This window comes from Flavobacterium sp. JAS (assembly GCF_020991455.1).
GTDB lineage: Bacteria > Bacteroidota > Bacteroidia > Flavobacteriales > Flavobacteriaceae > Flavobacterium.
On record NZ_JAJMOX010000009.1, the window covers coordinates 48,162 to 64,010 of the forward strand.

At 33.7% G+C, this 15,849-nt stretch carries 18 protein-coding genes; 10 read left to right on the plus strand and 8 right to left on the minus strand.

What is annotated here, in order from left to right; genetic code table 11:
- Nucleotides 1-244 precede the first annotated feature (244 nt).
- A complete protein-coding gene (gene gcvP / locus LPB88_RS14465) occupies nt 245-3,097 on the minus strand; it encodes an aminomethyl-transferring glycine dehydrogenase (RefSeq protein ID WP_230716405.1) in 2,853 nt (950 codons plus the stop codon).
- Between the two features lie 135 nt (nt 3,098-3,232).
- Between gcvP and LPB88_RS14470 the strand changes: the two genes are divergently transcribed.
- Together LPB88_RS14470 and LPB88_RS14475 are read left to right on the plus strand one after the other, a co-directional pair.
- Nucleotides 3,233-4,045: a hypothetical protein gene (locus LPB88_RS14470; RefSeq protein WP_230716406.1), complete on the plus strand. Its 813-nt coding sequence runs from the start codon at nt 3,233-3,235 to the stop codon at nt 4,043-4,045.
- Nucleotides 4,046-4,082: 37 nt separating this feature from the next.
- Nucleotides 4,083-4,514: a hypothetical protein gene (locus LPB88_RS14475; protein WP_230716407.1), complete on the plus strand. Its 432-nt coding sequence runs from the start codon at nt 4,083-4,085 to the stop codon at nt 4,512-4,514.
- Here the strand turns inward: LPB88_RS14475 and LPB88_RS14480 are convergent.
- The 7 genes from LPB88_RS14480 to LPB88_RS14510 form a co-directional block, all read right to left on the minus strand.
- Entirely contained in the window at nt 4,492-4,962 is a 471-nt protein-coding gene (locus LPB88_RS14480; RefSeq protein WP_230716408.1) for an SRPBCC family protein, read from the minus strand. The genes LPB88_RS14475 and LPB88_RS14480 overlap by 23 nt on opposite strands.
- 379 nt (nt 4,963-5,341) lie before the next feature.
- On the minus strand, nt 5,342-6,253 hold the full coding sequence (locus tag LPB88_RS14485) for a TIGR01777 family oxidoreductase (protein ID WP_230716409.1): 912 nt from the start codon (nt 6,251-6,253) through the stop codon (nt 5,342-5,344).
- Nucleotides 6,254-6,363: 110 nt separating this feature from the next.
- The gene (locus tag LPB88_RS14490; protein ID WP_089351971.1) at nt 6,364-6,750 is read right to left on the minus strand and encodes a hypothetical protein; all 387 of its coding nucleotides are present in this window, start codon (nt 6,748-6,750) and stop codon (nt 6,364-6,366) included.
- Nucleotides 6,751-6,769: 19 nt separating this feature from the next.
- A complete protein-coding gene (locus LPB88_RS14495) occupies nt 6,770-7,117 on the minus strand; it encodes a hypothetical protein (protein ID WP_230716410.1) in 348 nt (115 codons plus the stop codon).
- Nucleotides 7,118-7,136: 19 nt separating this feature from the next.
- Nucleotides 7,137-8,222 carry a YqjF family protein gene (locus LPB88_RS14500; RefSeq protein ID WP_370635839.1) on the minus strand — a complete coding sequence of 362 codons (1,086 nt, stop codon included), beginning with the start codon at nt 8,220-8,222 and terminating at the stop codon, nt 7,137-7,139.
- A gap of 97 nt (nt 8,223-8,319) precedes the next feature.
- Nucleotides 8,320-8,610, minus strand: coding sequence for a hypothetical protein (locus LPB88_RS14505; protein WP_230716411.1), 291 nt, complete (start codon nt 8,608-8,610; stop codon nt 8,320-8,322).
- A gap of 68 nt (nt 8,611-8,678) precedes the next feature.
- Nucleotides 8,679-9,182: a GbsR/MarR family transcriptional regulator gene (locus tag LPB88_RS14510; protein ID WP_089351967.1), complete on the minus strand. Its 504-nt coding sequence runs from the start codon at nt 9,180-9,182 to the stop codon at nt 8,679-8,681.
- A gap of 333 nt (nt 9,183-9,515) precedes the next feature.
- Here LPB88_RS14510 and LPB88_RS14515 point away from each other — a divergent pair, with 333 nt between their 5' ends.
- The 8 genes from LPB88_RS14515 to LPB88_RS14550 all read left to right on the plus strand — a co-directional run bounded on the left by LPB88_RS14515 (nt 9,516) and on the right by LPB88_RS14550 (nt 15,838).
- The gene (locus LPB88_RS14515; RefSeq protein ID WP_230716412.1) at nt 9,516-10,169 is read left to right on the plus strand and encodes a hypothetical protein; all 654 of its coding nucleotides are present in this window, start codon (nt 9,516-9,518) and stop codon (nt 10,167-10,169) included.
- 91 nt (nt 10,170-10,260) lie between these two features.
- Nucleotides 10,261-10,437 (plus strand): DUF1843 domain-containing protein, encoded by a 177-nt coding sequence (locus LPB88_RS14520; RefSeq protein ID WP_089351965.1) that lies wholly within the window; start codon nt 10,261-10,263, stop codon nt 10,435-10,437.
- Nucleotides 10,438-10,532: 95 nt separating this feature from the next.
- Nucleotides 10,533-10,703 (plus strand): DUF1843 domain-containing protein, encoded by a 171-nt coding sequence (locus tag LPB88_RS14525; RefSeq protein WP_089351964.1) that lies wholly within the window; start codon nt 10,533-10,535, stop codon nt 10,701-10,703.
- Between the two features lie 79 nt (nt 10,704-10,782).
- The gene (locus LPB88_RS14530; RefSeq protein ID WP_110835494.1) at nt 10,783-12,213 is read left to right on the plus strand and encodes a radical SAM/SPASM domain-containing protein; all 1,431 of its coding nucleotides are present in this window, start codon (nt 10,783-10,785) and stop codon (nt 12,211-12,213) included.
- 1 nt (nt 12,214) lies between these two features.
- The gene (locus LPB88_RS14535) at nt 12,215-12,793 is read left to right on the plus strand and encodes a tRNA (guanine-N(7)-)-methyltransferase (protein ID WP_230716413.1); all 579 of its coding nucleotides are present in this window, start codon (nt 12,215-12,217) and stop codon (nt 12,791-12,793) included.
- A 34-nt stretch (nt 12,794-12,827) separates the two neighbouring features.
- A complete protein-coding gene (locus LPB88_RS14540) occupies nt 12,828-13,658 on the plus strand; it encodes a hypothetical protein (protein ID WP_230716414.1) in 831 nt (276 codons plus the stop codon).
- 30 nt (nt 13,659-13,688) lie between these two features.
- A complete protein-coding gene (locus LPB88_RS14545; RefSeq protein ID WP_230716415.1) occupies nt 13,689-14,918 on the plus strand; it encodes a hypothetical protein in 1,230 nt (409 codons plus the stop codon).
- A gap of 5 nt (nt 14,919-14,923) precedes the next feature.
- The gene (locus LPB88_RS14550) at nt 14,924-15,838 is read left to right on the plus strand and encodes a glycosyltransferase family 2 protein (RefSeq protein ID WP_230716416.1); all 915 of its coding nucleotides are present in this window, start codon (nt 14,924-14,926) and stop codon (nt 15,836-15,838) included.
- The last annotated feature ends 11 nt before the right edge of the window (nt 15,839-15,849 follow it).

The following is a 15,849-nucleotide window of genomic DNA, read 5'->3' on the forward strand; positions in this document are numbered from 1 at the left end:
AAATAAATTCATGATAACTGTCATAAAATATACTATGCATGCATATAATTATGAAATAATAATTATTTGCAGGATATATTGTTAATTTTCTAATGATTTTTTGGTTTTACCGAGATTTCAAACGTTTGAAATCAATGGTGCCAGAAATTTTTTTTTGACACTTTTTGAGGTGATGGTAAAAAAATACCCGATAGGTTTTTAAAATCTATCGGGTATGAATATGTATTTAAAGAAAATTTATTTCTTAGTTTTCTTCCATATAAGCTTCAATAGGAGCACAGCTGCAGATTAAGTTTCTATCTCCAAAAGCATCATCAGCTCTTCTAACTGAAGGCCAGAATTTGTTTTCGGCAATATATTCTAATGGGAAAGCAGCTTGTTCTCTTGTATATGGAAATTCCCAAGTTTCAGAAGTTAGCATTGCTAAAGTATGAGGAGAATTTTTTAATACGTTGTTGCTGTCTTCAATTGTTGCAGCTTCAATTTCTTTTCTGATAGAAATCATAGCCTCACAAAAACGATCTAATTCTTCTAAGTTTTCACTTTCAGTTGGTTCGATCATTAAGGTTCCTGCAACCGGGAAAGAAACTGTTGGTGCGTGGAAACCGTAATCCATTAAACGTTTTGCGATATCCGTTACTTCGATTCCTTTTTGTTTGAAAGGACGACATTCTAAGATCATTTCGTGAGCTGCACGACCCATTTCTCCAGAATATAAAGTATCGTAGTGACCGTTTAATTTTTCTTTAATATAGTTTGCGTTTAAGATTGCATGCTCTGTAGCGCTTTTTAATCCATCAGCACCAAGCATCGAAATGTATCCGTAAGAAATCAAACATACTAAAGCAGATCCCCAAGGAGCAGCAGAAATAGCTGTAATTGCAGTTTCTCCTCCTGTTGGAATTACCGGATTTCCTGGTAAGAAAGGAACCAATTGTGGCGCTACACAAATAGGACCAACACCTGGACCTCCACCACCGTGCGGAATCGCGAATGTTTTGTGTAAGTTCAAGTGACAAACGTCAGCTCCAATTGTAGCAGGATTTGTTAATCCAACCTGAGCATTCATGTTTGCACCATCCATATAAACTTGTCCACCATTATCGTGGATAATTTTTGTAATTTCCTGAATAGCACTTTCAAAAACTCCATGTGTAGATGGGTAAGTTACCATTAAACATGAAAGGTTATCTTTATGAAGAATTGCTTTTTCGCGTAAATCTTCAACGTCGATATTTCCATTTTCAAGAGTTTTTGTAACCACAACTTTCATTCCCGCCATAGCAGCAGAAGCCGGGTTTGTACCGTGAGCCGATGAAGGAATCAAAGCAATATTTCTATGATCGTCTCCACGAGATTGGTGGTACGCACGAATTACCATAAGTCCTGCATATTCTCCTTGTGCACCTGAGTTAGGTTGCAAAGTAGTTCCTGCAAAACCAGTAATTACGTTTAATTGCTGCTCTAATTTTTTTAACATTTCCTGGTATCCTTGCGCCTGATCAAGTGGAGCAAATGGATGAATGTTGTTCCAGTTTGGGTTACTTAACGGAAGCATTTCTGCAGCAGCGTTCAATTTCATTGTACAAGATCCTAACGAAATCATCGAGTGATTTAACGCTAAATCTTTACGCTCCAACATTTTGATGTAACGCATCAAAGCTGTTTCCGAATGGTATTTGTTGAAAACATCATGCTCTAAGAAAGCAGAAGTTCTGTTTAAGTTTTCTGGGTAATGATTTGTTTCTGTTAATTCAGAAACTGTAGTTGCTTTTAAAGAAAGTGCTGTAGCAAAAATATTGATAATGTCATTAACATCAGAAACGCTAGTAGTTTCGTTTAATGAAATTGAGATTGTATTTTCGTCTACATAGTAAAAGTTTACTTCATTTGCTTCTGCAACCGCTTTTACTTTTTTAGCATCAGCTTTAACTAAGATAGTGTCAAAGAAAGCGGAGTTAACTTGCTCTAAACCTAAGTTTTTCAATTCGTTTGCCAAAGTTGCAGCCGCAGCATGTACTTTGTCAGCAATGTATTGTAAACCTTTTGGTCCGTGATAAACTGCATACATACCAGCCATTACAGATAATAATACCTGTGCAGTACAAATGTTTGAAGTTGCTTTATCACGTTTGATATGTTGTTCACGAGTTTGCAAAGCCATACGTAAAGCACGGTTTCCGTTAGTGTCAATAGTAACACCAATGATACGTCCCGGCATGCTTCGTTTGTATTCTTCTTTAGTTGCAAAATACGCAGCGTGAGGACCACCGTAACCTAACGGAATTCCGAAACGTTGTGTAGTTCCAACAACGACTGCGGCACCCATTTCTCCCGGAGGAGTTAATTTAGCTAAGCTTAAAATATCAGCAGCAACCGCTACTTTAATTTCGCTTGCAGCAGCTTTTTCGATAAAAGCAGTATAATCGTAAACTTGTCCGTACTTTCCAGGGTATTGTAAAATAGCTCCGAAGAATTCTGTAGAGAAATCAAAAGTTTCATGGTTTCCAATTACTAATTCAACTCCAATTGGTGTTGCACGAGTTTGTAAAACTGAAAGTGTTTGAGGTAAAATTTCTTCAGAAACGAAAAATTTATTTACGTTATTTTTCTTTTGGTCACGAGAACGAACGTCTAGTAATAAAGCCATAGCTTCTGCAGCAGCAGTTCCTTCATCTAATAAAGAAGCATTTGCAATTTCCATTCCTGTTAACTCGATAACAGTAGTCTGGAAATTTAAAATCGCTTCAAGACGACCTTGTGCAATTTCAGCCTGATATGGAGTATAGGCAGTGTACCATCCCGGATTTTCAAAAACATTACGTTGAATTACAGCAGGAACAATTGCCTGATTGTAACCTAAACCAATATATGTTTTAAAAAGTTTATTTTTGTTTCCTAATTGCAGAATATGGTTTGAAAACTCATACTCCGTCATCGCTGGATCTAAGTTTAAAGGTGCTTTTAAACGAATGTCATCTGGAAGGGTTTCATAAACAAGTTGTTCGATCGATTCAACTCCAATGGTCTGTAACATGTGTTGAAGATCTGTTTCTCTTGGACCAATGTGTCTTAAAGCAAAAGCATCTGTTTTCATATAGTTGTAAAAGTGTTGTTTTTTAGTGGCGCAAAATTAAGTATTAATAATAATTTATTATACATTTTTAACTTCAATTTTTATGAAATTTACAACTAAAGAGTTGATTTGTTAATAATTGATTAGATTTGAGGTATGATAGTATCAAAACGGATATTAGATTTTTACCTGAATAGCAGTATTCATGTGGCCTTATCGTGTTACGCATTGGTGCGAATCACGTTTCATGTGTTTCATATTCAGTATGATGAGCCAATGGCGCTGTTTACTTTTTTTGGAACAATTGTAGGATATAATTTTGTTAAATACGATGCTTTAGTCCGCGTTAAAAAAAATCCAATCGGAAATCAGTTAAAAATTATTGCTGTTTTGAGTTTTATTTCGGTGATTTTGGTGGGGTATTATTTTTTCCATTTAAAAAGAATTACTCAAATTGTCTCTGTCGGGATCTTTGCCATAACGGCACTTTATACACTTCCTTTTTTTCCAAACAGAAAAAATGCCCGAAATTGGGCAGGAGTAAAAATTTATATTGTAGCGCTTTGTTGGGTGGGAGCAACACTGGTTTTGCCTTTAATAAATGCCGAAATTTCGTTTACAAGTGACTTCTTTATAAAATGCATTCAGCGTTTTATTTTGGTTTTTGTACTGATTTTAGTTTTCGAAATTATTGATTTGGCTAATGATGATCCGCATTTACAAACTGTTCCGCAGACCATTGGCGTTAAGCGGACTAAAATTTTAGGGTTTTTATTATTAGTTCCGTTTTGGGGTTTAGAGGTTTTTATATCTACTTTTAATTATCATGATGCTTTTATTAATCTGATAATGGTTATAATGTTAATGTTGTTCATCGCATTTGCAAACCCCAATCGCTCAAAATACTATACTTCTTTTTGGGTCGAAAGTGTTCCAATTTTTTGGTGGCTGATGATTGTTTTTCTTTAAGATTTTTAATTCTATATTTGGAAATAAATGAATCTACATGGAAAAACAAATCTCTTTTTTTGGAATGAAGTTTACACAAGTGCAGTATTTTTTGTTTTTCTTCGGATGGATGTTTTTTCTGGCTTTTATTTGGCCGTTCATTATTGGCTCTTATCTTGGAATGTCAATTTTGATATGCGGATTATCTGTTCTTTTTGTTGGTCTGCTTAACCGTTTATTCGGATTATTACTTCTTTTGTTTTATTTCGTAAATAAATCACTTATTAGATACTATCAAAATTTCATGATGGTGCTTACTTCTATTTTGGCTACTTTATTTTACAGTCTTTTTGTGCCCATGAATTTTTATACTTATATGGCACATCTTCTGGTTAACACTTTTACAATCTTTTTAATTCATGATTTTGGCTTCAAAAAGGGCAGTGAAAATATCGAAGATGAGATTATTAGTTTAGATGATGATAATTAGATTTTTCGCAAACTTCTTTTAGAGTCTTATTTCTTTCTAAAAGAAAGTTAGTCAGATGCTTCTCTAAAAATAAAATATCAAAAAGCTCCCCGAAGATTCCAAACGGAGTTTCGTATTGTAATTTGTCTTTCATAATGATAAAGCCATTTTTCTCTTCAAAAAAATGTTCATGTTTGAACGATTTAAACTTTCCTTTTTCCATTTCATCAACAAAGTACTCATAGAAATTCATGGCAGTAATTCGGCTTTTATGAGTAATATAGAATCCAAAATGTTTCCCACGCCAAGTTACGGTTTCATTCAAATTGATCAAACCTGATGTTACGCCCTCAATTGCTTTTTCTTTAGAAGGACTTGCAGATTGCTGATGAATGTCAATATTTCTTGAGGCGTCAAAAACGATTTGTTTTGTTGCTTTTATTTTTGTTGTGAGGTGAATTGTTGTCATGATTCGGTTTCATTTTTAAAATACATTGTAAAAAATATTCCTGCTATAATCGATGAAATTGAATAAGATATGGCAAGGTCAAACCACACAATTCCATTGATGAGCGCTGTTGTTATAAAAACGCCAATTATTACAATTGTGACTAGAATTATTCTTTCATAAATCATTTTTATGTTTTTAAAAAGGAGAAAAATAAACATATAAAAGATATAAGTTGGCAATGAAAAAAGCAATCCTAGTATTATTGCAAATGGATAGAGTTGAAAAAAGCCATAAAAATTGTTTGCACTCCAATTAGATGTAAATCCATTTATTATAGCGAAAATAATTGGTCCGCATAATAATGTGAATATCCAATGTCTTAACATCAAAACCGTATTCATTTATCTAATAAATTTTTAAAAGCGTGACCAATATCTCCAAACTTAAATTTAAACCCACTATCTAAAAGTCGTTTCGGAATTACATTTCTGCTTTTCAAAACTAATTCTGTTTCTGTTCGAATAAAGAAAGATCCAATTTCTAATAAGAATTTATTCATCGGAATTCCGAAAGGAAAATCAACTGCTTTTCGGAGTTTCTTCATGAAATCAGTATTGCGGACAGGTTCTGGCGAAACGATATTAATAATGCCGGTTATTTCTTTTTGAATGATAAAGTCAATTGCATTTGCAAAATCATCTTCATGAATCCAACTTACAAACTGGTTTCCTTTTCCTTGTTTTCCTCCAAAGCCAATTTTAGCCAAAGTTTTAAGCGGAATAAAAGCGCCGCCATTTTTGCCAAGAACAATTGAAGTTCTTAAAGCAGTTTTTAACGTATTTGGAGTTTCGGTTTTAAAGAATGCTTTTTCCCAAGATAGCGCGACGTTTATAGAAAAATCATTTCCAATTTCGCCATTAACTTCATCCATTTGTTTATCCAAAGAAAATCGATAAATAGTAGAAGTTGATGAATTCAGCCAATGTTTTGGCGGATTTTTGCAGTTTAAGACGGCTTTGTTTAAAATCTTTGTACTTTCAATTCGGGATAGTAGAATTTCTTTTTTGTTTTCTTTAGTATAACGGCAATCAACAGATTTTCCCGCGAGATTAATTAAAACCGTTGCGTTTTCCAGTTCCTTTTCCCAACCTGAAAAAGTCTTTGCATTCCAGTTTACATATTTAATTCCGTCAATAGTTTGAGATTTTCCTCGAGTTAGAATTACAATTTCTTCAAATTTATTTTTGAAATGATTGACTAAAACTTGTCCTAGAAAACCTGTTCCGGCTGCGATTATGAGTTTTTTCATTGGTATGTTTTTTTAGCCACGAATTACACGAATTAAGCGAATTTTTAAATGTGTAAAATCTGCGCTAATATTAATTCGTGAAATTCGCGGCAAAACTTTTAAGTAAATAATTATGCTTTAAAAACTAATCTTTCTTCTTGTTGTGCTTCTTTAGCTTTTCTTTTTCCTCTGAAGAAGAAATATAAATTGAAGAATAACATTATACCAAGATAAATAGAAAATCCACCAATTTTATAGCTTAATCTTTCAATTAATTGCTGATAGCTGTCCTGGCTTAACTGAAGTTCTAAGATCATTAAGGCGAACCCAATATTTAAAAGATAAAAACCAGTTTCAAAAAGTTTGTTGGTTGCCTCTGCAATTTCTTCTCGTCCTTTGAAAATATCAAGCATAAAGATTTTTCCGTTTTTGAAAAGTGTTTTAGAAACATAATAAGTAAGAAATAAAGCGATTGGTAAATAGATTCCGTAACCAATTAGGATTTTTGTAGTTTCCATGATATTTAAATTTAAAGTGTTATTTGATTAATTTATGAATGTACTTAGTTAATATAATGATGTTGAGATAATGCAATATTGAAATGATAAAAATGATAATTGCCGTTTTTATTCCGATAGTTTCGACAAGATTGGCGAACGATTGTATTTTTTGCCAGGATATTAAAGTCATTGCACAATAACCAATATTTAGAAGATAGTAGGCTAAAAGTAATACCTGATTAATTTTTTGGCAGATATCAGCGTGATTTGGGATCAATTCTAAAACATAAATGTTTCCGTTTTTGTAGCATATTTTTCCAACTTTTAAAATGATGAAAATCGTAATGCCGAGGTAAATAAAATACCCAATAATATTGAGATTCATGATTTTTGCGTTTTATAAATTAATAACTATTAATTATAGCGGTAAGATTCTCCTGAATTTGTATTTCTGCCAATTTGCATTTGTTCTTTACTTCAATTGCAGATCCTTTTGCAAGAAAAATTGAAGTTGGAATAGTAGTTTCTAAAAACTCAAAGTCGTTACCATAATTTCCCTGAAAATCAACATCAATTTTATGATTTAGAACTTTAAATTGTTCCCATCTCGGATGTTGTACTTCATATTCAAAAGTAGTTTCCTCGTCAATTTTGGTATAACCAAAATAATGTTCTGTTATGAATTCAGCTTCAGAATCTACTTCAATTTCTGTTGGTTTTTTCTCAGTTTCTAATTCAATTGTATTCCATTGTTCTTTATTTTTCCATTGATAAACAAAAGTTTGTGTAGTACCATCTTCAATAATTTCATGTTTCATTTTCTGCGTTTCATAATGTTCCTGATATAAAGTGTTGGCAATAAAAGTGATTGCTTTTTTTGGAACAATTTCTTTAATGAAAACTACACCGCGTTTCCATTCGCCATTTTCAAAACGCTTTACATAGAATCTTAAATTGACTTCTTCAAAATTTATATGAAACGGAATTTTTACTCCCAAAACTTTTGTGTTTTTAAACATGAAACCAACCAGACTTACATAACATTTGTTGTTCCACAAATCTATTTCAGTACCAACGGGAATATATTTTTCTAAAATTTCAGCATGAACTTCATAATTGAAAAGTGCTAAGTTTCTCCATTCTGCATTTAGAAATGAATCAGAAGTAATATTTGCTGTTAGAAAATAGAAGTAAGTTGCTATTAACATCGGAAAAAGAAATAAACTAAGAAAATTTCCCAAATCATTTCCGAACATAGAGTTGCTCAGAATTAATATAAAAGCTGTTAAAACTAAAAGCCAATAAAGTAGAATTTTTCTCTTTTTTTCTTTGCTGAGTTCCTTCATTTTTGTGAGTAAAATAATTCCTATTGTTATTTGTACAATTCCTAAGACGATTTGAAATAACATTCCAAAGTATACCAAAAGGTAAAGCCCGAGAGTTGTGAAGTAAAATATTTTGTTGATTTTATGTAATGTTGTAAATGTCATGATTTAGTTGTTTTTAAACTTTCAGTAAAAAAAGGAAAGTTTTGATTGAATTTTATTTTGATGAAATAAATTGCTGCTAAGTTTTTCCATTCTGCCTTTAAGAAGTTGATAGTTTTGCTTTTTGATGGTATATAATTATGGTTAGGAAAAATATTAGATAAATAGGTATTACGAATAGCCAACCAAAGCCTCCATTCCAAAACGAAAAAAAGAGGATTACTAAAGCAAAATAGATATAAATTAATTTGTTTTCTGGGAAGATTAAAACAAATAAAATTGCTGCCAAAACTTGTAAACCACCAGTAATAGCCAGACCGTAAGCACCAAGTAGTAAAAAAATAAGTGCGGCTATATTTATGATCTCGATTATTTTGAATGTTGTTTTCATGGTTATTGATTGTTTTAAACTTTCAGAAAAAAATGAAAGTTTTGATTAAATTTTTTTAATTTGATATTTTACTTCATAATTTTCAGGACCAAACGTCCCAACCAGTTTTCATTGAATTCTGTCATTTTATCTAACATATTATCAGCTTTTAAAACAAAGTCATACAATTTAGTAGTTTGATCTACAAAGTGTTTTTCTTCAGCAGAATCTTTTGCTTCTATAGTCGAAACTTCTTTTAAAATTTTAAGAGCAGGTTTAATTTCTCTTTTGCTTCTTTCTCGTGCAATTTTAGAAGCCAATTCGTCCAAATCTTTTTCAGCAGTAAAAAATTCTCTTCTTTCTCCCGCCTTATATTCTTTATAGACAATTCCCCAATCCATTAAGGCTCTAAGATTCATACTGGCATTTCCGCGCGAAATTTGCAATTCGTCCATAATGTCCTCCATAGAAACAGCTTCGTTCGAGACCATTAATAAAGCATGGATTTGCGCCATGGTTTTATTAATTCCCCATTGAGAACCTAATGCTCCCCAGGTTTGTACAAACTTATTTTTTGCTTCTTTGAATTCCATGAAACAAATGTAAGTAAAAGTTTTTAAACTTTCAAAAATAAATGAAAGTTTATTTGATGAGGTTTTTTTAAGAATTATCTTATGTCATGTTTTTAGTGTCTTATGACAGATAATTCTCATCTTATTACATTTTTTTTCTTACATCTTCCTATCTAAAATAGCTTTGATATAGAAAATTAAAGAAAAATTAGTTTTCTAAGTCATTCATTATCAGGTAATGAGTGAAAAATGAAAGAGTGGAGCAGAACCCACTGAAAAAACGAACTGTTTCGCACAGTTAAAAGCGAAGGCGGATCTGAAAAGCCTCATGAGTAGGACCAAAAATTAATTATCATGCAAGCAATACCAGTAAAAGTAAAAAATGTAAATGTGTATCCGTATGTCGATTGGAATGGTGGGGGAGTTGGACCCGTTATTCTTCCGGTTGTTGAAGGAGCCAGCGGAACCTATGCTGTTGGTACACTTATCAGGTCAGTATTCTACAATCTAGATTTACAGACTAAAAATTCTAAACTTGGCATACACCAGAAGTATGTAGCAATTGGAGAGACAGAAGATGGTACTCCATTTACAACTCCGTGGATGTACAGTACAAATGTAACTAACGAAGCAGAGTTTGGCAGAACTATAACACTTAATCAGCCAAATTCAGAAGCAATTAGCGCAGTAAGTGTGCCGCCTTATATCACACTTGGCCCTCTAACTGATATTACCGTTTCTCAGCTATTTCCTGCACCGGCAATAGGAGAGAGACTGTTAATTGAAAATGGTTCAGGTAATGTTATTGCAACCAGAACAGGTACACCACACGAAATGGGAGTTGAGGTAATCAGCGGTAATCGTTCAGGAAAATTAGTGGTTGGGATGAAAAATATCATCATTTCAGGAAAAAACAAAGAAGGAAAAACAGTCACTTTTGGACATCTAACTTGTTTGAATCCAAATGAACCAGCGATTTTTCTGCATCAATTTGGTTCGAATGAGTAAAGAAATAGGACAATCTCTTTTATAGAAAAGTATTTTTTATAAAAGAGATGTCCCTTTTACAAATAAGTAATAACCGCTAAAAACAACAACTATGGGAGTAATTATGCCTTATGGTGTCGCTATCAGAGAAGCTATAGCTTCAAACGATTTGACTAAAATGCAGGCTATTGCCGAGCAAGCCAAAAAAACAATAAAAGACCAGGGAGATCTGGGCGGCGCTTTGTTAGAATTGCTGGATGCGATAGACGCTCTAAAAAATAAAAAATAATAGAGCCCTCTAAAAACAAACTGACTTGTACAGTAAAACAAGGGTGTAGCTGAAAAACCTTAAGAGTAGGACTAAAAAACAAAAAACAAACTATTATGGGAGTAACAATGCTTTACGCAGCAGGAATCAGAGAGGCGATCGCTTCGAATGATTTAGAAAAAATGAAGGCAGTAGCTGAACAGGCGAAACAAACTGTAAGAGAACAAAAAGATTTACACGCAGCGTTGTTAGAATTGCTAGAAGCAATCGACACTTTTAGAAAGTAATCTTTACAAAAGACGGTTTATCAAGTTTTACTTCTTAAACCGTCTTTTAATTAATTGTCAAACCGTAAACAAAACTAAGATGGATACTATTAAGACCTCAACACGATACAGAGTAAGAGATGATTACAAAACTGCCACCCCCGTTCATGTAGTGTGGGAAATAACATTAGCCTGTAATCTGAAATGCTCGCATTGCGGATCCAGAGCCGGAAAGGTAAGACCGGGTGAATTAACGACGGAACAATGTTTTGGTGTTATTGATAGTCTTAAACGTCTTGGCACCAGAGAAATTACGATTATTGGCGGAGAAGCTTTTTTAAGAAAAGACTGGCTCGAAATTATTGAAAGAATACATCAAAGCGGAATCGAATGCTCGATGCAGTCCGGTGCTTACAATTTAACCGAAGAGCGAATTGTTGATGCGAAAAAAGCAGGAATACGAAATATTGGAGTTTCTATCGACGGAATGCCGGAAACTCACAATAAAATACGAGGAAGAAGAGATTCTTTCGAACACGTAATAAATTGTCTGCAACTGCTTAAAAAACACAATATACCATCTAGTGTGAATACTGTAATTACTAAAAGGAGTAAAAATGAGCTGAATGAATTACTGGATGTTTTAATTGAAAATGGAGTGAAAAACTGGCAAATACAGCTTGCTGTTGCCATGGGAAATGCTGTTGACAATTCGGAAGAATTGATAGTACAGCCCTATGAGTTAAATGATTTTTACGACAATCTGATTGTCATCTACCGAAAAGCCTTAGTGAATAATGTGTTGATACAGGCAGGAAATAACATTGGTTATTTTGGACCGTATGAGCATATCTGGAGACAGGGCAATGAAAAATATTATACCGGATGTTCCGCAGGACATACAGGAATAGGAATTGAAGCCGACGGAAAAATTAAAGGCTGTCCATCATTACCAACAAGTGTGTACACAGGAGGTAATGTAAAAGACATGAAGCTAGAGGATATCTGGAAATACAGTGAAGAAATGGTTTTCTCCAGATATAGAAATAAAGAAGAGTTATGGGGAGGCTGTAAAGGCTGCTATTACGAATCTTCTTGTTTGGCCGGCTGTACCTGGACGAGTCACGTGTTGTTTGGAAAGAGAGGAAACAATCCTTTTTGCCATCATCGAGCCCTTGAGTTAAAAAAGAAAGGACTTAGAGAAAGAATAAGAAAAACACAAGAAGCACCGGGACTATCTTTTGATATCGGGCTTTTTGAAATCATAGTTGAAAATGAAAAAGGAGAAATTGTAGAAATACAATCGCCTAACGATACTCCTGTAATTCCACCATCAGACCATACAGACAGAGTTCCGAGAATACCAAAAGCACTGAAGTTATGCAATGGCTGTGACAATTACGTCTATGAAGAAGAACATACTTGTACTTTTTGCAATGCTGACATTGAAAAGGTAAATAACGAATATGCTGTTAAGATGGAAAAAGCAAAACGTTCACTGGAAAAATTAGAATTGTTAATGATGAAATAATATGGAGCAGTTAAAAAATATTCAATCTGAAATTGATCAGCATTCGCATCATATTGAAGAAGGTTTAAGCCTTTCGGAAATTACCATTAAGTATGGTCTGAATTCTTACCGGTATGGATCGTCCAGTTTTTTGGGTGACCTTTTTGATCCTATTCCAATCACAGACAAAACAGTGTTTTATGATTTAGGCTCAGGGTATGGAAATATTATTTTGTATGGAGCTGTAAAATATCCGGACACTCAGTTTATAGGAATTGAAATTCTGGAAGAGCGAAACAAAGTTTGCGTTGATTTAATCGAAAAAGAAGGAATCACAAATGTTAGGGCAATTTCAGGCGATATCTTAAAGACTGATGTTTCCGACGGGAATGTTTTTTATCTGTACAATCCTCTTTATGATTTTCAATACACGGCTTTACTGGATAAACTATATCAGATCTCTTTAAACAAGACCATTATTGTAATTGCCGAGTCTCGCTGTATCTTTTTTGATGAAGCCCAATGGTTAGAACAATATCATTTTAAAGACATTGATGTGATCCGGAAAATTAAATATTACCGCTCTAAATCTGCTAAATAAATCAAATCAATAAATAATCTAAAATCAAAAAGTTATGGCTAGTTTAAGTTCAATTATTCTTCCGGTTCTTGAAGGAATGGAAGAATCACATTTAAAAGATCAATTATTAAAATTCCTTCCAAATCAGGAAGAGGCATTTTCAAAAATTGAAAAAAGTTTCAATCAATTGACCTCGAAAGTTCAGGATAAAGAGCGTTTACAGCGTTTTTTTCACAGTTGGAGCCAAACTAATAACAGTGCAATGACCGTTTCCGGAATTAGCAACCGCATGACCATGCTGGTTCATAAAAACCAACCTATTGCAGACGAAAAAGCACTATTACAGTCTATCACCAGTTTAAACCGAATTGTTGATGAAGATCTGGCGGTTGTTGGGAGAATTTTGCATTCGCAGTTGTTTTATACGATGGCAACTACAATTTGTGCAGATGATGAATGGCTTTCACGCCGATATTTAAATCAAAGTGCTTGTGATTTTAAAGCATGGAAAGATCAAAACTCGCTTCGAAATAAAGACATCATGATCGCTTTATTGACCACTTTGATACATGAAATTTATACGCATGGCGAAGTGGAATTGATATTGCCAAAATTTCAATCCTGGCTGGCAAACGATTATGGTTTCACCGAAGAAGAAAGTGATAAAACACTGGCCTGGATAAGCGTTCATTGTGGTCCAACAGAGAAAAACCATTTCTTCTTTGCCGTTAATTCTATTTTCCACTATGCAAAAGCAATGAATGTTGACCTTGAGGCGTATGATTTAGAATCAATTGTTAACGACTATTTAGCTAAGAAATCGGCTGTTATGGTGGATCTTATGGAAGTGGAAGAATTAAGTTTTAAATCTATATACCAACAATAATTATTACAAAGAAATAAACTTCTACGCAATATGTCAAAAATTAAATTGCAACAAAATCAAGCCGATAAACAAGAAAAGTGGGATCAATTGTTTTTTCAATATTTTCAGAAAGATAAAGGATTAAACAGAGATTCTTTTGCTAATTCTTCTGTAATTCTGTCTACGGAATATAGCGGGCAGATGAATCATTTGTGTGCTGTTTTAAACAAAGCCTGTAAAGCGATTGTTTTGAATTATTTTGAAGACGACAGAATTCGGAACTATTATCAACTGGATAATGACCTTGAAGCTTTATTGCGAAAAAGTAATAGCCAAATATACAATCAGGGTTTTTATCGCCCTGATTTTTTATATGACAAAAACGATCAGCCCAAAATTTGCGAAATAGGAGCACGATATCCGCTAAACGGCTGGATGATCAGTTACTATTCGCATTTGATGAACAATCAGACCAATACTTCTGAAGGCAGTTTAAATACCAGAGATACGGCTTTAGAAAATCTTGTTAACGATATATACCATCAGTTTGCTCCATATAAAAAAGTAGCACTTATTCATGATGACGAAAAAGGAAGCGATATTTTCAATCTTCAATGGGAATTAGCAAAACTAAAAATTGAACTAATTTCTGCAAGACCTCAGGATCTAATCGTTTCAGATAATTCAATACAGGTAAACGGAACACCAGTTTCGCAATTTATACTGGAAATGGATCGCGAAGAACTGAAAAAAATAAGTCCGGATGTGTTGGACAAGTTAATTGAAGAAAACTGTTATTTCAATGATATTCGAACTTTAATTTTAATCCATGATAAAAGGGTTTTGGCTGTCATGTACGATTCTCAAATCATGCTTGATTACCTGAGTGAAGAGGATTATGGCTTTTTGCAGGATTATCTCATCCCTAGTTTCGTGATAACAGATCCTGCCGGCTGTGATGCCTTTATCAATTCTGAAGAGAATCTGATCTTAAAATTAAATAGTGGAGGAAGAGGAATCGGGGCCTATGTGAAAAATGATTGCACAACCGAAGACTGGAATACTATTATCAAAGAAAATTGGAATAAATACCTGATTCAGCATTTTGTAGACCAAAAAGAATTTGACGATGTCCAGAATAATCGTCAGATTTATTTAGTGGGGATGTTGCTTTGTAAACATGACAAAACGTATGGATCCGGGATATTTCGAGGCTCAGATGAGTCTGTTGTAAATGTACACCAGGGCAGAGCTTTGATTTATCCAATAGTAGCACAATAAAAAATATGAAACATACAGTTGTTATACCTCTTTATAATAAGGAAGCCTACATCTTTGATACGATTAAGTCCTTGGCTTTTCAGGAAAAAAAAGCGGCACAAATTATCATTGTAGATGATTTTAGTTCAGATAAGAGTCTGATTAATTTAAAAGATTCCTTGTCCTTTTTTGCTCCACAGTTTTTACAGACAGACATTCAGATCATTGAATTAAAAGAAAACAAAGGTCCGGGCAATGCGAGAAACATGGGGTTAGAACTGGCAACTGGAGATGTTATAAGTTTTTTGGATGCAGACGATTGTTACATTTCTTCTTGTTTGAACGATGTTAATGCTATTATGGAGCAGGAGAAAATAGACGTTTTGATTCTTGGAATTGTATTGATTCCCTCCAATTATTATTTGCCAAACATCAAATCGTTTGAAAAAGAATTGATTTCCCTTTCTAATGATCTGTTTTTAATACCAGATCCGTTGCACACCGTTAGTGCTCCGGATTTTATCATGGGGGTCGGCAGTAATGTGGTGATTCAAAAAACACACCTGAAAAACATTCGCTATGAGACTGATGTTTCCTTAAATGAAGGAATTGATTTTTGGTACCGTGTTTTAAAAAATGTGCCACAGCAATCCCGTGTTGGATTATTGAATAAAGCTTCCATCGAAGTAAGAGAGGTTGAAGGCAGTTTGTCCCGCATTAGCTATTCGAATTGGAAAGAATTAGAGATTCCTGTTTCAATAAAAAGATATTATAAAAGTACAAATCGGTACGATCAGCAATTAATGGGAATGTTGTCGCAGCGATGGCTGTCACACGCAATGAAGCGATTACCATCGTGGAAGGAAAAGGCTCTGTTTCTTTTCAAGCATCACAGACTCTTAGTTAAAAACAGTTACTATTTAAAAAAACGAAGTAAATAAAAACGCCCTGT

Bases quoted from the DNA above. Each gene is read 5' to 3' on its own strand.
- gcvP (WP_230716405.1), bottom strand. From the start codon at position 3,097: ATGAAAACAGATGCTTTTGCTTTAAGACACATTGGTCCAAGAGAAACA.
- LPB88_RS14470 (WP_230716406.1), top strand. From the start codon at position 3,233: ATGATAGTATCAAAACGGATATTAGATTTTTACCTGAATAGCAGTATT.
- LPB88_RS14475 (WP_230716407.1), top strand. From the start codon at position 4,083: ATGGAAAAACAAATCTCTTTTTTTGGAATGAAGTTTACACAAGTGCAG.
- LPB88_RS14480 (WP_230716408.1), bottom strand. From the start codon at position 4,962: ATGACAACAATTCACCTCACAACAAAAATAAAAGCAACAAAACAAATC.
- LPB88_RS14485 (WP_230716409.1), bottom strand. From the start codon at position 6,253: ATGAAAAAACTCATAATCGCAGCCGGAACAGGTTTTCTAGGACAAGTT.
- LPB88_RS14490 (WP_089351971.1), bottom strand. From the start codon at position 6,750: ATGGAAACTACAAAAATCCTAATTGGTTACGGAATCTATTTACCAATC.
- LPB88_RS14495 (WP_230716410.1), bottom strand. From the start codon at position 7,117: ATGAATCTCAATATTATTGGGTATTTTATTTACCTCGGCATTACGATT.
- LPB88_RS14500 (WP_370635839.1), bottom strand. From the start codon at position 8,222: ATGACATTTACAACATTACATAAAATCAACAAAATATTTTACTTCACA.
- LPB88_RS14505 (WP_230716411.1), bottom strand. From the start codon at position 8,610: ATGAAAACAACATTCAAAATAATCGAGATCATAAATATAGCCGCACTT.
- LPB88_RS14510 (WP_089351967.1), bottom strand. From the start codon at position 9,182: ATGGAATTCAAAGAAGCAAAAAATAAGTTTGTACAAACCTGGGGAGCA.
- LPB88_RS14515 (WP_230716412.1), top strand. From the start codon at position 9,516: ATGCAAGCAATACCAGTAAAAGTAAAAAATGTAAATGTGTATCCGTAT.
- LPB88_RS14520 (WP_089351965.1), top strand. From the start codon at position 10,261: ATGGGAGTAATTATGCCTTATGGTGTCGCTATCAGAGAAGCTATAGCT.
- LPB88_RS14525 (WP_089351964.1), top strand. From the start codon at position 10,533: ATGGGAGTAACAATGCTTTACGCAGCAGGAATCAGAGAGGCGATCGCT.
- LPB88_RS14530 (WP_110835494.1), top strand. From the start codon at position 10,783: ATGGATACTATTAAGACCTCAACACGATACAGAGTAAGAGATGATTAC.
- LPB88_RS14535 (WP_230716413.1), top strand. From the start codon at position 12,215: ATGGAGCAGTTAAAAAATATTCAATCTGAAATTGATCAGCATTCGCAT.
- LPB88_RS14540 (WP_230716414.1), top strand. From the start codon at position 12,828: ATGGCTAGTTTAAGTTCAATTATTCTTCCGGTTCTTGAAGGAATGGAA.
- LPB88_RS14545 (WP_230716415.1), top strand. From the start codon at position 13,689: ATGTCAAAAATTAAATTGCAACAAAATCAAGCCGATAAACAAGAAAAG.
- LPB88_RS14550 (WP_230716416.1), top strand. From the start codon at position 14,924: ATGAAACATACAGTTGTTATACCTCTTTATAATAAGGAAGCCTACATC.